Origin of the sequence: Mariniflexile sp. HMF6888 (genome assembly GCF_044335535.1) — a bacterium.
Lineage (GTDB): Bacteria > Bacteroidota > Bacteroidia > Flavobacteriales > Flavobacteriaceae > Mariniflexile.
The window spans coordinates 394,511-407,964 of sequence record NZ_JBIQVZ010000002.1; the positions used below are offsets into that span (position 1 = coordinate 394,511).

Sequence of the window (13,454 nt, forward strand, 5' to 3'; positions counted from 1 at the left end):
TATACTTTAATAATGCTTTTTTTATTCTTAAAAATTCAACTTAAAACTTTCTATTTGTCCAGATTTTTTAGAATAATATGCTTGAAAAAAATCAAACCTTTTTCTGTTGTTCTCTTTACATTTATTTTCTATAATTTTTATTATTTCAAATTTTGATGAATTTGAAGTTTTAATTCCAAATGTTATAGATTCCAAATCATTAAAGTCATATCTCAGCTTTCTATTTGAAGCATTGGTATAATCAATAAAATCTCCATGAATTATCAATCTATATTCATTTTCATATTCCCATTCTTTAAGTTTAATTTTTAGGCTATTATTATAGTTTTTCCAATAGGTTTCCCTCCATTTCTCTTCTTCTTCGAGTGAATTTAAATGAGAACCACATTCACTTAAAATTCTATTAGAATTATGATACCACAATCTATTTAATTCAAATTTTCTTAACCTTCCCAAAGACCTAAAAAAATCTATTTCGACATGCTTATTATGATATTCTATTTTTCTAAACCTGTGAGGTCTCATACCTATTATTGGACTTGAGCTATATCCATATTCCGTTTGCAAATTTAAATTTAAATCATCCCCTTCCCTCATTGTCTTATATTTTAAACAGACTCCCTTATGATTGTCTCCATAGTGACCCCAAATTGCAGAGTTTTTGTTATCTCCAAGAAATGATGCAGAATACCAAGGAGGATAAATTTCGTTTTCCAGTTTTGTGATGAATTTATTTGGAAATTCTGATATTAAAAAGAAAATATTAGGTTTAATTCCTTTATTAGAAAATTCGTATTGTGAGTGTAAATTGTTTGATTGAAAATTTTGATTGATAAAACTAAAAAGGTATTCCGAAATATTTTCTTTGCTCTCATTTTCCAACTTATTTATTATTTCAGGCAAAACATTATTTTTATGAATATCATCTATATTTTGATGAAATAACAGTTTGTTTGTCAATCCATTATTGTAATATACTTCTGCAATACAATTTAAAATAAGTGGATGGGAAATTTGAAGGTAAGATAAAAGCTCAGAACGCCTTATATGTGCTTGTCTTTTAGAAAAACCAATAGGTAATTCATTTATAAATTGAATTTTAAATACTTTATCTATTATTTCATCTGTAATCAACTTTTTTTGATTTGATGGAAAGTTTAATAATTCATAAGAAACTTGGATATCAATCTCCGTAATTATTTTATCTTCACTCAAAAGTATGGTTAGCCCATAAACTCGTTCTAAGCTCTTAGTATAATTTTTTATAAAATTTTCCCATACAATCTCATCGCCTGTCCAATACACGTCCCTTAAACCTTCCATTGGGTCATTTAATTCGTCGGATGAAGCAAAATAAATCTCTTGATTTTCTAGTTCTTGGTATTTACCCAACAATTTATCTATTGTTCTAAATCGATACATAAAATTTTTAATCTAAATATCTCCTCTCAAAGTAACATGCTCATTCCACTTGTTTACAGATAATGAAGCATCCTTTTTTCTCAATTCTTCAAACTTATGAACATAGTCAATGACGCCTGCAGTATTATCTCTTAAATTAATGATAAATTGAGATATTTTATCTCTATTAAAACATATAGTTTCAACTTGACTTGATAATGCTAATGAACGATAAATAATTTCTTTATGGTCTACAGTAAACCCTTTATCTTCTTTTTCTAAGCTTTCATTACAATATTGCACAACTGTCAAAACAATAACAAACAATCTAATTACTGGATGTGGATGTGTGTTTTCCTCAAAATAAATTTCATAATCAAAGCTATTAAAGGATGTTAAATAAAGCATAATTGGAATGCACATTAGCACAAGCATACCTTCCATTATTGGCTTATTTAATCTATTATCAAATATTTTTTCAACATATTGCAATAGGTGTGTTCCTAAACATAAAGCACTAAACTCATCTGCATCTAATTCAAGTACATGTTTTCTTTCTAAATACCCATCTGGTCTAGGGATTTCCTCCAAATTCAATTCTAAAAAAGTTGAATTTTGAATTAAATGAGCCATTTCATGATAAAAAGTATAATGTAAAGCCGTTTGATACATGAGATTATTTATGGATGTATCGATATTAGGTTCTATGATTTGAAACAATCTAATATTTGTATTATTAACAATGCAATGATTAAGTTTAAATGTCTGAATTAACCAAATTATAGTACCTATATTAATGCTTACGGAATATTTCTGTTTATCTCTGTAATAAGTTGCAAATGCATTAACATTTGTATAATTATTTATATAAATATATGCAGGTACAATCCCATAATAGGAATGATTCAATAAAGCCTCATTATAAAATTTAAACACCTCTAATATTTCCTCCCTTTGTGGAGAAAACTCACAATCAAAAAAATCACACATATTTAGTTCAAGAGCCTTTTGAATCTCTAATATTTTGATTTTATATTCTTCTAGTGTCATGGAAGCTTCTTAATTAAAAATTTTCATATATCGTTTTGGCTATTAATATAATTTATTTTAACAAAAAAGGTCTCCATTTGGAAACCTAATATATTTTAAAATTATAATTTTAAATATCATTATTCGTTCACCCTATGACTTCCAGTAATATTATAATTTTTATCCATAGAAACAATATCATCATAAACGGTCATTGCACCAAACGAATTCTTAGCCCTATATTTATGATTAACAGTATAGTAAAGAAATTTATCTTTAGGCTCATTGTCAAATTGGGTATGGCTCATACCTCTATCCTCATAAATTTTTATTTTTTTAGCAACCGTTATAGTATCTAATATTTTAATAGATATTTTTTCATAAGAGCTTGGGTCTTTGAAGTTAGTTTGCACGTAATTTGCAATGCTTTTTTCAACTGGATTTTCTTTAATGCAACTAACTAATTCTACTAAAACCAATAGAGATATTAATACTTTTTTCATTCTATGCATTTTAAATTTTGTTTGAATTTTTTCCAAAACTTATTTGGAACAGGTAGATTTAAATATCCCTCTTTAAGATAAACTCTTGTTTCTTTCACTTCTTTTAATTTTAATTCTTCATAGTCGTTGTCAGTAAGATGTAATACTGCATTTGCTGTCCAAGTTTCAAGACCAGAATTATTATCATACTCTCCTACAGCGTACTTAATAAAAGAAAGTTCCATAACGCTATTATCATCAAATAGCACTAAAAATTTCCCGTCTGTTTCAATTACAAAATTATCCCAAGTAGTCAGTTTTATATTTAAAAATCTATTTTTATTTATCTTTGATAAAGAAGCATATAGAGTGCCGTCTAACTTTGTGCTACCTCCAGCTACAAATAATTCTTTAGTAGTTTTGATAGAAGCGTTAGTAAACTTATCAACTTCATTTTTTTCGTATTTGCAATTTTGAGCAATACTAAAGTTTGTAATGGTTATAAAGAACAAACCAAATAACATTTTTTTCATTTCTTTTTATTGTAAGTTTTTTCAAATATAATAAAATTGGACACATATATGCATCCAAACAGATTATAAATCTTTTGACTTTTGAAATATGGATATTTCGGAAGAAGCATTTATTATCAATCTTGGGGTTCGCATAAGACAATTACGTGAAAAGAAAAACTTGTCTCAACAAGATTTAGCAAATGATTGCAATATCCCAAAAACACAAATTGGCAGAATTGAAAGAGCAAAAGTAAATACTACGGTACGAACACTAATTAAAATTGCAAATGCTTTAGAAATTGAACCAAAGGAATTGTTAGATTTTCATTCAAAATAATGTCTATTTAAACTACTTAGTTTTCTCTACTGATTTGTTTATAAAGACAAATTTAGGTCTTTCTTTTTTGCTAATATCTGTTTGAACCTCAACAGCTTTTAGAGTGGGCAAAATAAATTTCCCTAAATCGATAATTGTTTTTAATCGTTCTATTGGCTTTAAGCTATCTAAATCGGATTGTAATACATCAATATTGTTTTCTATTAGCGTTTGAAATTTTTGCCTAATCTCAGATGTATTTTTATTGGCTGTTCCTTTTTTGCGTCCTCCGAATTTTTGTCCTGTATTGTTTGCCATGATTTTTGAAATTTTATTAATCTATTTTAAACTACTTTGGTATAATTTTTTCATTGTTTTAACTAATTGTTCGTCGGTTTACGGTTTAAACCAGTTTATTAAACCTTATATCAAAGGTTTAACAGTTTAATAGCGTATATATACGCTTAAACTAAACCGATAGAGTTAAAATTGTTTGGCTTGAATATATTCTCCAAGCGTGTAAGGTGCTTTTGGTTTTTCTTGAAGCAACCAATTATTATTCTTGCAATCAGTAATTAATAGCTTCGCCCTATTATTGCCTATGGTGGCTTTGAGTTGGTTTTTATATGCCAAACCTATCTGTATAACCAATTCAGAATAACTAAAGCTTGAACCGTTTGAAAACACCTCAGTTAATAACTGATACTTTTTGAAGTTCTCTAAATCTGAAATATCAAATTTGTTGTTTTTGGTTTCTGTTCTAACTTCAAAGTTTTCGGCAATAATTGGAATACCGTGTTCATTTATTTCAAAAGCAAAAACCTCTGGCTCTATATCCCTGCATTGTAAAGGCGTTACTACTGAAATATCGTTATCGCTTTCAGCTTTTGCAACCTCTAAGACAGTTTCAGCTTTATTTATTAACTCAGTACCAATGTGACCACGTGCGTTAGTGTCACTCTTGTTTTGATGCAGTACCGTAACAATATGAATATTGCATTGCTCAGTCCATTTTAATAGCTTACTGGCTATGTTCGTGGCTTGCTCTTCATCATTTATTGAGGTTACTAAATCTTTGATACCGTCAATTACCACGAACCCGATCTTATCATTACTGTAAATTTCGTTTTCGATAAACTCCAGTCGTTCGGACGGCGTTAAGCTTCTTAAATAATAAACGTGTAAGTTCTTTGGTTCTGGCTGTTTGATTTGGGTACATATCCTTTTAACAGCTTTCTGGACATGATATTTCCCTTGTTCCGTATCAAAGTATAATACCTCGTTTTTATCATCCTTTAAACAACCTCTAAATCGCTCTAAAATATAATCTTTACTCAATGCTGCCGATACAGCTATATTAATATAAAACGATTTGCGGCTTTTTGCTTTGCCTATGACAAGGCTAAAGTTTCCAAGCGTTCCTAATATTGCGTAACCGTCCGTTTTTGTATATGCTAAGCTGTAAGCTATCTGGGGCGGTGGTATTACTTCCAGTACATCAATTTTATATTTAATGCGTTTCTGGTCGTGTTTAGTTTGTGGAGACAAATTCTCGTTTTGAAGTAGGATGTAATTAGAATTAAAAGGCTCTTTTTTTAAGAAGTCCTTATCGTTCGTCAAAATTTCCGTATTTTGCTTTTGTCTTTTATTCTGGCTGTTATCGTGGTTTTCCATTATTTCAACCTTTTTTTGTTTTAGACAAATATGCCTCTGCTTCCTGCTCAATTTCAGCGTTTGACTTTTTACGCCCCTCTTTTAGGTACTCCATAAGTTCGGTGCTAGAAAAGTACAGGCGTTTACTTCTTTTCATTACGGGCAATTCACCTTTGCTTACCTTACTGTAAATGGTAGGTGTTGTAAGATTAAGAAATTGTGCAGCTTCCTGAACAGTTAAGAGCTTTTCAGGCTGTTCGGTGGTGGGTTTACTTTCCTGCTTTTCAGTTAACAAGCGTTTGAGTTCACTAACTTCTTTTGTTAGCATTGTTACCGCTTTGGGTAACTGGTCGAATGTTAAATTTTGTTCCATTACAAAAGATTTTTAATATTTCTTTTGCAATGTTCGGTGTGGTATTTACGGGTAAAAAGGTGGTATTTACGGGGGTCTCTGTTTCTTTATTGTTGGTTGTTTTTATCTTTGCATTGCTTTAACTAAATCAAAATTTGAAACCTCTTTAAAGTGGTTCAGGGCTTTAACAATTTTGAAATATTCAGTATCGTTATTTAAAGGATTTTCACTTAATTCAGCGTGCATTTCTCCCAACGCTTTAGCCACTTTTGTTTTACAAGTTCTTTTTAGCTGTATTACTGTTTCGGGTATAAAATAGTCTTTGTATTCAAAAAAGTTAGTTAGTAAATCGGCAAACAAGTTATAATCCTGTTCAGTTGCAAAGGCATACTGCCATCCTTTTTTATCCATATTTTCAAAGGTTTCTGTAATTACCCCTTTGGTTCTGTTTCGGTTTACGTCTATTGATTGCGATTTTTGTTGAAGTTTTTTAACCTTTTTATCATACCACTTTATAAAATTAACCGTATCCGATTTATTTATAAAACCTGATAAGCCATTTATCGGCACAATAAAATTATAAGTATTATCTAACCAATCAATTTTGGAACTATTATCAATATTGCAACGAGTACAAAATAGTATAAATTCATTTTTAATACAGTTCAAAAACTCTTTACCTTTAAGCGTAACTGCATATCTAAAAAATATACGTGTGTTTTCTTTAAATAACACTTTCTTAAATTCCTCTTCGTCATTATAACCTCTATTAAAATGTAATTTAAGACCCGTTCTATTAAATTTCGCCGAAGTATAGAAATAACACAAATTATTAAAAATATCTTCTTTCTCTTTGTTGGTAATCATTCTAAATCTAACTTAATTTTATTAGCTGCTGTTCGTTTAGCCTCATCAACTATTTTGGCATAAACCTGAGTTGTTTTCAAGTCTTTATGTCCTAACATTTTTGATACGGTGTAAATATCTGTACCGTTAAACAGTTGTAAAGTAGCATACGTGTGCCTGAAACAATGAAAGGTAATATCCTTTGTTATTCCTGCTGCTCCAATCCATTGAAAAAGATGTTTATTATGGTAAGCTGAATATTTCAACCCCTCAAATACTGGTTTGTCTTGTGGCATATCATTTGGATTTTCGGCTCCCTGTGTAAAACTGTAAGCTTGTTCGGAAATTGGCAATACCTCTACACCTTTAGTTTTCTTTTGGTCGAAATTTAAAAAATACCCTTGTTCGTTAATATATTCTAGTTCACTCCAAGTCATTTTTTGAATATCTGAGAACCTCAACCCTGTAAGTGCTGAAAACAAGGCTGCCCGTTTCAATAAAACATCATTACACGAGGTTTTTACAAGTTTATTGAGTTCATCTAAGGTCAAGTATTCCCGTCTTGTTTCTTCTGCTTTTATCGGGGTTATTTTAGCGTTTAAGTCTTGCTGTAAAAAACCGTCTCTATAAGCTTGTCTTAGGGCTGCTTTTACCTTATTGAAATAAGAAACAGCTGAATTTTGTGAAAGGGTTGTTTTATTACTTCTTTTGCTTTTAGTATTTAGTAGAAATTCTTTGAAATCCTCAAAAAACCTTTCGTTGAGGTTGGCAAATTTCAAATTACCATTTGTAAATGCTTCAAGATAATTTAAAGCTGCGTTCCAGTTATCGTGATTACTGGCTTTGCGTTTGTTGGCTAATTTTTTGAAGTATTCAACAAAACATTGTTCTCCCAACTCTTTTAACCTTAGTTGTTCCTTTTCGTATTGGCTGTAAATTTCAGGCTTATTTAAGAAGTTTTCACGCTTTTGGCGTATGCTTTCCCCTATTTTTAAAGTTTCAGTATTATGTTGCTTATCGAAAGGGCTTTTAGGCTTTTCAAAAATATAAAGCCCTAAAAACTCCCTGCGTGTAGGTTCGCCTGTATCTGGATGTGGTATTGCAGGGTAAAAGTCAAGGTATAGGCTTTTGCGTCCCTTGCTTATTTTCTTTTGTCTTAGACTTACTTTTATTGCCATTGTCTTTTATGCTTTGTGAAAATAGTTAAAAACTTTTCAGTTATCCTTAAATAATTTATCAATCTCTGAACGTTTTACCCTTGTCATTCTTTCTCCTAAGTTCACAGCTGAAATAGTACCGCTTTTAATGTAGTAATAAGCCGAACGAATTGAGCAGTTCAACAATTGAGCAACTTCACGAACGGTTAAAAATTCTTTTGCCTTAACAATCTCGATAGGTTGCTTTATTATTTGTGTAGTTTCAGCATTTGACTTTTGTATTTTCTTTTTTCGAGTACGGTCTTTATAAGCTCTACTGGCACACTTATGCGAACAGTATTTAGTTACCGTTGTACGGGCTGTAAATTCCTGCTCACAATATTGGCAAATGCGTTGTACCTCAATTTTACTACTCATTAGATAGCTTTAAATATTATTAAGTATATTTAAGTGTAATTAAGCGCAAAACAAAAAGATAAACTCTTAATTTTTGTACCTCAAATTATTCAAGGTACAACAAAGGTACAAATTTATACCTAATAACGCAAAACATCACAAAACAAACAGCTAGCTTCAAACCAACAAAAAAAGCCTTAAAATAAGGCTTTATAAGAGTTTTTAATATGTTTTATAATTTGTTATTTTGTATCAGTTACTTTCCGATGCAAAAATTAGCAAAAATATTACCCAGCAAATCATCGTTTGTTATTTCTCCGGTTATCTCACCAAAGTGATACAATGCTTGACGAATATCAATAGCTAATAAATCACCAGATAAACCAGACTGCAGTCCGTGTTTCACTTTTTCAATCTCATCTAAAGCTTTCAATAACGAATCATAATGCCTTGAGTTCGTTACAATGGTGTCATTATTTCTTAAAGCACCTGTATTAACAAAACTTAAGAGTTTATCTTTTAATTCGTCAACCCCAATCCCTTTTTTTGCAGATAATAATTCTAGATTTGAGATTTGAGACTTTAGACTTGAGATGTCTTCGTTGCTAAGTTTATCAACCTTGTTAGCAATAATGATTAAAGGTTTTTGAGGATATTTATTTTTAATCTTTTCTAATTCCACTTTAAATTGCGATCCCAATGTTTTAAATTGAGTGCTATCAAACAAATAAATAACCACTTGTGCTTGGTCAATTTTTTCAAAAGTTTTTTTGATGCCAATGCTTTCTACCACATCTTTAGTTTCACGAATGCCTGCTGTATCAATAAAACGAAACCCAATCCCTCCTATCGATATTTCATCTTCAATGGTATCGCGGGTGGTGCCTGCTATTTCTGAGACAATGGCACGTTCTTCATTTAAAAGCGCATTTAAAAGTGTCGATTTCCCCACATTAGGTTCACCTACAATGGCTACAGGAATGCCATTTTTAATAACGTTACCAACGGCAAACGAGTCTATTAAACGCTTTAAAACAAAACTAATGCGTTCTACCAATTCCTTAAACTGTGTTCTATCGGCAAATTCGACATCTTCTTCAGCAAAGTCTAATTCCAATTCTATTAAGGAAGCAAAATTTAAAAGTTCTTCACGAAGTTTTGCTATTTCAGACGAGAAACCGCCACGCATTTGTTGCATGGCTATTTGGTGGGATGCTTCGTTTTCACTAGAAATTAAATCGGCAACCGCTTCGGCTTGGCTTAAATCCAATTTCCCATTTAAAAAAGCCCGCAAGGTAAATTCGCCTGCTGTTGCCATACGGCAGCCTTTCCTAAGGAATAACTGTATAATTTCCTGCTGAATGTAGTTGGAACCATGACAAGACACTTCAACCACATCTTCCCCTGTATAAGAATTTGGGTTTTTAAATACCGAAACCAACACCTCATCAATCGTTTTATTACCGTCAATAATATGACCTAAATGAATGGTATGTGTTTTTTGGGCGCTAAGTGTCTTTTTACTTTTTATGGATCGAAAACAACTGTCTGCTATAGAAATAGCATCGTTACCAGATAAACGAATAACAGCAATGGCACCGGCACCAGATGGGGTAGCTAAGGCTACTATGGTATCTTGATCGATCATAATTTAAACTAAGTAAATACCGTCTGGTTTAATCTCAATCTGTTTCTGCTTATACAGAGTACCTACGGCTTTCTTAAAGTTCTTTTTACTCATTTGAAGCATGTCTTTTATAACTTCTGGATCAGATTTATCGGTAAGGTTTAAATACCCACTATTATCGTGAAGTTCATGCATAATACGTTCGGCATTAGGTTCTATGTTTCTATAGCCTATTTGCCCTAACGAAATATCTAATTTATTACCGGGACGAATCTTTTTTACGATGCCCTTTAACTTATCACCAACACTTAAATCGGTAAAAATTTGGTCTTTGTATATGAGTCCTGTATGTACTTTATTAACGATCACATTCATACCAATATCAGATGGATGGGATACGATGATATCTACTTCATCAAACTGATTCACGGTAAGTACTTTATTATCTAAAAAACTATTGGTTTTACTGGAAGCTACCAATCTTCCCGTTTTTTCATCTAGATAACAATATACCAAATACCAGCCTTTTGGTTTCATTTTAAACGCTTGTTCTTTAAACGGACAAAACAATTCTTTTACCAAGCCCCAATCTAAAAAGGCACCATATTCTGTCACAGCATTGCAACGCAACAAGGCAAACTCACCGACCTTAATGTACGGCATATCGGTAGTTGCCACAGGACGTTCTTCGTTGTCCAAATACACAAATACGTCTAACTTATCCCAAATCTTGAACGATTCCGGCACATACCTATTTGGTAATAAAACTTCATTATCTTCTGTGTCTACCAAATACGCGCCATGCTCTGTTTCGCGTAGTATTTCTAATGTATTTACTTCCCCAATTCTTATCATGCTGCAAAGGTAATCATATTAGTTTTTAGACAATGAACTCATTTAAAGTTTTTCAATTGGCTGAAAAATTGCTGATTTCAGCTCTGTTCTTGCCTTTTCTTCCTTCCGTAGCGCTACTACAATGTTATTAAGTTAAGCTTTTTTTATGTCATTTCGACGAAGGAGAAATCACATAACGTGAGCAAAAAGTGTGATTCCTCATGCTTCGGAATGACAAAACAGAATCTGTTTTCCCTTAATGACATTGAGCGCTGCTATGCAACTCAAAAAAGCGTTACAATTTTAATTTGCAACGCTCTATAATTATAAACTCTATTTTTAAATAAACAATTTCTTGAAACGAACAATCCCCGAGGAATTCTTTATATTAATAAACAGATTCTTTTTTGAAATGCTTAGTCAACAAATAATAAACAACTGCTCTGTATTTATTACGATTAGTCTTACCATATTGCTCCATAACAGCATAGATTCCTTTATCTAAATCGGCACTGTCTTTCAGTCCTAATTTTTTAATTAAGAAATTGTTTTTTACGGTTGTAAGTTCAGATTCGTCTGTTCCGGAAACAGCTGAAGAGTCCGCATTGTAAATTGAGGGGCCACAGCCAATTGTTACTTTAGTTAATAAATCCATGTCTGCTGTTATGCCACATTTTTCCTTTAAATCAGCAGCATACTTAGCAATAAGTTCGTCACGTTTATTCATAATAAATTTTTGTTTTAATGGCTTTAAAGATAACTTTTTTTACAAATTAAACTCATTTAAACTCTTCAAAATTGGCTAAAAAATAGTCCTTTTCACTCACTTCAATCTAAAAAGTTTAAATAAACCATGGACTTGAAGTCCATAGTTTTATTTGCAGACTAAAAGTCTCCAAGGTTAGTTTGCGAAATTAATCGGTGAAATTTTACCGCAAATTCGCAAATTTTTAGCGTTTTTGGTAATCTGCGAATTTGCGGTAAAAATTTTTAGACCCTAAAAGGTAAATGCACTAAAGTGCATAGTTTTAACTATTTCTGTGACCAATAAATTCTGAAAAAAGAAAGTCACAACGTCTTCTATTTTAAATATTCAAAATATTGAAGAAGTACTTCGTCATTAATATCTTTGGGTGTGAATATTTCTAAAAGTTTAGGACGTCCGTCTTCCACAAAAAATTCTTTTAAATAATATTCTAATGGTTTTTCTTTTGAAACACTTTTGTAGGTAAACCCATACATCCTGCACAAATGTCTTGCATTCAAATTGTGGGTGGTTTCAAAAAAAGTTTCAAAATTATCAGAGTTTTTGTGTCCCGGAAGAATTCTAAATATCCCACCTCCCTGGTTGTTTATAACAATAATCCTGAAATTCTTAGGGATGTAGTTATTCCATAGCCCATTGCTATCGTATAAAAAGCTTAAATCTCCCGTTATTAAGGTGGTTGGTTTAGCGTTCACTACCGCACAACCAATAGCGGTTGATGTACTACCGTCTATTCCACTAGTACCTCTATTACAAAATATCGTGTTGTTTTTGTTAATATCGAACAACTGCGAATAACGAATCGCCGAACTATTGCCTATTTGTAAAATATGGTTACTGGGTATATTTTTAAACAGTATATCAAAAACTTTTAAATCGGAAAAAGGAATCGTTTTTAAATATGCGTTGTGTTTTTTTAAACGGTGCTTTTTTACAGCAGTCCAATGAGCATTATAATTGCTTTTTACATAATGCGTTATTTTTGGTAAAAAGGCCGAAAAAAACTGATTAGGCGTCACATCAATATGATTGCTTAAACAGAAAAACGTGTCGTTGGCACTTTTTTCATCAACATGCCAATGATATTTAGGCTGAAATTTTCGTAATAATGTTTTTATTTTTTTTGAAACAATTAAACCACCAAAGGTTAATAAAATCTCTGGTTGAAGTGCTTTTTTTTCTTCTTCAGTTAAAGGTGCAATGATTTGGTCGATGGACGGAAAAAAACTTTCATGATATAAATTTGACGTTGTTTCGGTAAACACAACCACACTGTCATCATCTGCCAATTCATTCAACCATTTCTTATCAATTTCATTTGGATAATTAGCACCCACAAGTACCATTTTCTTAGAAGCCGTATTCCAGTCTTCCAAACACTCATTAAGCACATAATCTTCAATAACTTTGGCCTTTAAAGTTGATTTTGTCGACTTCGGGGTCACCCGTAATTTATCAACGGTTTCATAAAGTGGTTCGTCAAAAGGAATATTAATATGTACAGGCCCTTTTTTTACCAATGCAAAATTTAAAGCTTCATTGATTTCTTCTTCGTTATGCGTTTGAATATCTTTTTGCAAACCTAAAAAACGTTCTAATTTGCCTTCAAGGTTTTTCAACATGGGCAATTCTTCGTTTTCAGGAATATTATTTTCGTCTTTTATATCCAGTTTTAAGTTTACGGAATATAAAATATGGTTTTGAAAAACATTCTTCTGGTTAATGGTTTGCCCATCTCCAATTCCAATTAAATGTTTTGGTCTATCTGCAGATACCACAACCAATGGAATATCGCTATAATAAGCCTCTGTAACCGCTGGATAATAGTTTACCAAAGCACTACCCGATGTACAAACCACCGCGGTAGGCACTTTTAATTGTTGTGCGATACCCAAAGCAAAAAAGGCGGCACAACGCTCGTCTACAATACTGTAACAAGTAAAATATGGATTGTTGGTAAAACCAATGGTTAATGGCGCACTTCTACTGCCTGGAGAAATAACAATATGTTTTATACCCTTAACTTTAAAAAGCTCTATAACGGTTTGTGCGAGAGGGATTTTTGGATAAATCATATAAT

At 31.7% G+C, this 13,454-nt stretch carries 15 protein-coding genes; 1 reads left to right on the forward strand and 14 read right to left on the reverse strand.

What is annotated here, in order from left to right; genetic code table 11:
• Positions 1–27: 27 nt before the first annotated feature.
• From ACGLWY_RS06960 to ACGLWY_RS06975, 4 genes are all read right to left on the reverse strand, one after another.
• On the reverse strand, positions 28–1,422 hold the full coding sequence (locus ACGLWY_RS06960) for a DUF2971 domain-containing protein (RefSeq protein ID WP_396618954.1): 1,395 nt from the start codon (positions 1,420–1,422) through the stop codon (positions 28–30).
• A 12-nt stretch (positions 1,423–1,434) separates the two neighbouring features.
• Entirely contained in the window at positions 1,435–2,451 is a 1,017-nt protein-coding gene (locus tag ACGLWY_RS06965; RefSeq protein WP_396618955.1) for a hypothetical protein, read from the reverse strand.
• A 119-nt stretch (positions 2,452–2,570) separates the two neighbouring features.
• Positions 2,571–2,933, reverse strand: a complete 363-nt coding sequence (locus ACGLWY_RS06970; RefSeq protein WP_396618956.1) for a hypothetical protein — start codon at positions 2,931–2,933, stop codon at positions 2,571–2,573.
• Entirely contained in the window at positions 2,930–3,445 is a 516-nt protein-coding gene (locus ACGLWY_RS06975; RefSeq protein ID WP_396618957.1) for a hypothetical protein, read from the reverse strand. Before ACGLWY_RS06975 ends, ACGLWY_RS06970 begins: the two co-directional genes overlap by 4 nt.
• Positions 3,446–3,533: 88 nt before the next feature.
• Here ACGLWY_RS06975 and ACGLWY_RS06980 point away from each other — a divergent pair, with 88 nt between their 5' ends.
• On the forward strand, positions 3,534–3,764 hold the full coding sequence (locus tag ACGLWY_RS06980) for a helix-turn-helix domain-containing protein (RefSeq protein WP_396618958.1): 231 nt from the start codon (positions 3,534–3,536) through the stop codon (positions 3,762–3,764).
• 12 nt (positions 3,765–3,776) lie between these two features.
• Here the strand turns inward: ACGLWY_RS06980 and ACGLWY_RS06985 are convergent, their stop codons facing one another.
• The 10 genes from ACGLWY_RS06985 to menD all read right to left on the reverse strand — a co-directional run bounded on the left by ACGLWY_RS06985 (position 3,777) and on the right by menD (position 13,449).
• On the reverse strand, positions 3,777–4,061 hold the full coding sequence (locus ACGLWY_RS06985; protein WP_396618959.1) for a hypothetical protein: 285 nt from the start codon (positions 4,059–4,061) through the stop codon (positions 3,777–3,779).
• A gap of 165 nt (positions 4,062–4,226) precedes the next feature.
• Positions 4,227–5,417, reverse strand: a complete 1,191-nt coding sequence (locus ACGLWY_RS06990) for an AAA family ATPase (RefSeq protein WP_396618960.1) — start codon at positions 5,415–5,417, stop codon at positions 4,227–4,229.
• Positions 5,418–5,421: 4 nt separating this feature from the next.
• Positions 5,422–5,769 (reverse strand): helix-turn-helix domain-containing protein, encoded by a 348-nt coding sequence (locus ACGLWY_RS06995; protein WP_396618961.1) that lies wholly within the window; start codon positions 5,767–5,769, stop codon positions 5,422–5,424.
• A gap of 102 nt (positions 5,770–5,871) precedes the next feature.
• Complete coding sequence (locus ACGLWY_RS07000) at positions 5,872–6,615, reverse strand: hypothetical protein (protein ID WP_396618962.1); 744 nt, start codon at positions 6,613–6,615, stop codon at positions 5,872–5,874.
• On the reverse strand, positions 6,612–7,772 hold the full coding sequence (locus tag ACGLWY_RS07005; RefSeq protein ID WP_396618963.1) for a tyrosine-type recombinase/integrase: 1,161 nt from the start codon (positions 7,770–7,772) through the stop codon (positions 6,612–6,614). Before ACGLWY_RS07005 ends, ACGLWY_RS07000 begins: the two co-directional genes overlap by 4 nt.
• Before the next feature lie 36 nt (positions 7,773–7,808).
• Positions 7,809–8,168 (reverse strand): helix-turn-helix domain-containing protein, encoded by a 360-nt coding sequence (locus ACGLWY_RS07010; protein WP_396618964.1) that lies wholly within the window; start codon positions 8,166–8,168, stop codon positions 7,809–7,811.
• A 235-nt stretch (positions 8,169–8,403) separates the two neighbouring features.
• On the reverse strand, positions 8,404–9,795 hold the full coding sequence (gene mnmE, locus ACGLWY_RS07015; RefSeq protein ID WP_396618965.1) for a tRNA uridine-5-carboxymethylaminomethyl(34) synthesis GTPase MnmE: 1,392 nt from the start codon (positions 9,793–9,795) through the stop codon (positions 8,404–8,406).
• Between the two features lie 3 nt (positions 9,796–9,798).
• Positions 9,799–10,629 (reverse strand): S1 RNA-binding domain-containing protein, encoded by an 831-nt coding sequence (locus ACGLWY_RS07020; protein WP_396618966.1) that lies wholly within the window; start codon positions 10,627–10,629, stop codon positions 9,799–9,801.
• A 367-nt stretch (positions 10,630–10,996) separates the two neighbouring features.
• A complete protein-coding gene (locus tag ACGLWY_RS07025) occupies positions 10,997–11,335 on the reverse strand; it encodes a DUF2853 family protein (protein WP_396618967.1) in 339 nt (112 codons plus the stop codon).
• Positions 11,336–11,688: 353 nt separating this feature from the next.
• On the reverse strand, positions 11,689–13,449 hold the full coding sequence (menD, locus tag ACGLWY_RS07030; RefSeq protein ID WP_396618968.1) for a 2-succinyl-5-enolpyruvyl-6-hydroxy-3-cyclohexene-1-carboxylate synthase: 1,761 nt from the start codon (positions 13,447–13,449) through the stop codon (positions 11,689–11,691).
• Positions 13,450–13,454: the final 5 nt, after the last annotated feature.

Coding starts and splice junctions, on each gene's coding strand:
- ACGLWY_RS07020 (WP_396618966.1), bottom strand. CDS start 10,629: ATGATAAGAATTGGGGAAGTAAATACATTAGAAATACTACGCGAAACA.
- ACGLWY_RS07005 (WP_396618963.1), bottom strand. CDS start 7,772: ATGGCAATAAAAGTAAGTCTAAGACAAAAGAAAATAAGCAAGGGACGC.
- ACGLWY_RS06990 (WP_396618960.1), bottom strand. CDS start 5,417: ATGGAAAACCACGATAACAGCCAGAATAAAAGACAAAAGCAAAATACG.
- ACGLWY_RS06985 (WP_396618959.1), bottom strand. CDS start 4,061: ATGGCAAACAATACAGGACAAAAATTCGGAGGACGCAAAAAAGGAACA.
- ACGLWY_RS07025 (WP_396618967.1), bottom strand. CDS start 11,335: ATGAATAAACGTGACGAACTTATTGCTAAGTATGCTGCTGATTTAAAG.
- ACGLWY_RS06980 (WP_396618958.1), top strand. CDS start 3,534: ATGGATATTTCGGAAGAAGCATTTATTATCAATCTTGGGGTTCGCATA.
- ACGLWY_RS06965 (WP_396618955.1), bottom strand. CDS start 2,451: ATGACACTAGAAGAATATAAAATCAAAATATTAGAGATTCAAAAGGCT.
- ACGLWY_RS07010 (WP_396618964.1), bottom strand. CDS start 8,168: ATGAGTAGTAAAATTGAGGTACAACGCATTTGCCAATATTGTGAGCAG.
- ACGLWY_RS06995 (WP_396618961.1), bottom strand. CDS start 5,769: ATGGAACAAAATTTAACATTCGACCAGTTACCCAAAGCGGTAACAATG.
- menD (WP_396618968.1), bottom strand. CDS start 13,449: ATGATTTATCCAAAAATCCCTCTCGCACAAACCGTTATAGAGCTTTTT.
- ACGLWY_RS06975 (WP_396618957.1), bottom strand. CDS start 3,445: ATGAAAAAAATGTTATTTGGTTTGTTCTTTATAACCATTACAAACTTT.
- mnmE (WP_396618965.1), bottom strand. CDS start 9,795: ATGATCGATCAAGATACCATAGTAGCCTTAGCTACCCCATCTGGTGCC.
- ACGLWY_RS07000 (WP_396618962.1), bottom strand. CDS start 6,615: ATGATTACCAACAAAGAGAAAGAAGATATTTTTAATAATTTGTGTTAT.
- ACGLWY_RS06970 (WP_396618956.1), bottom strand. CDS start 2,933: ATGAAAAAAGTATTAATATCTCTATTGGTTTTAGTAGAATTAGTTAGT.
- ACGLWY_RS06960 (WP_396618954.1), bottom strand. CDS start 1,422: ATGTATCGATTTAGAACAATAGATAAATTGTTGGGTAAATACCAAGAA.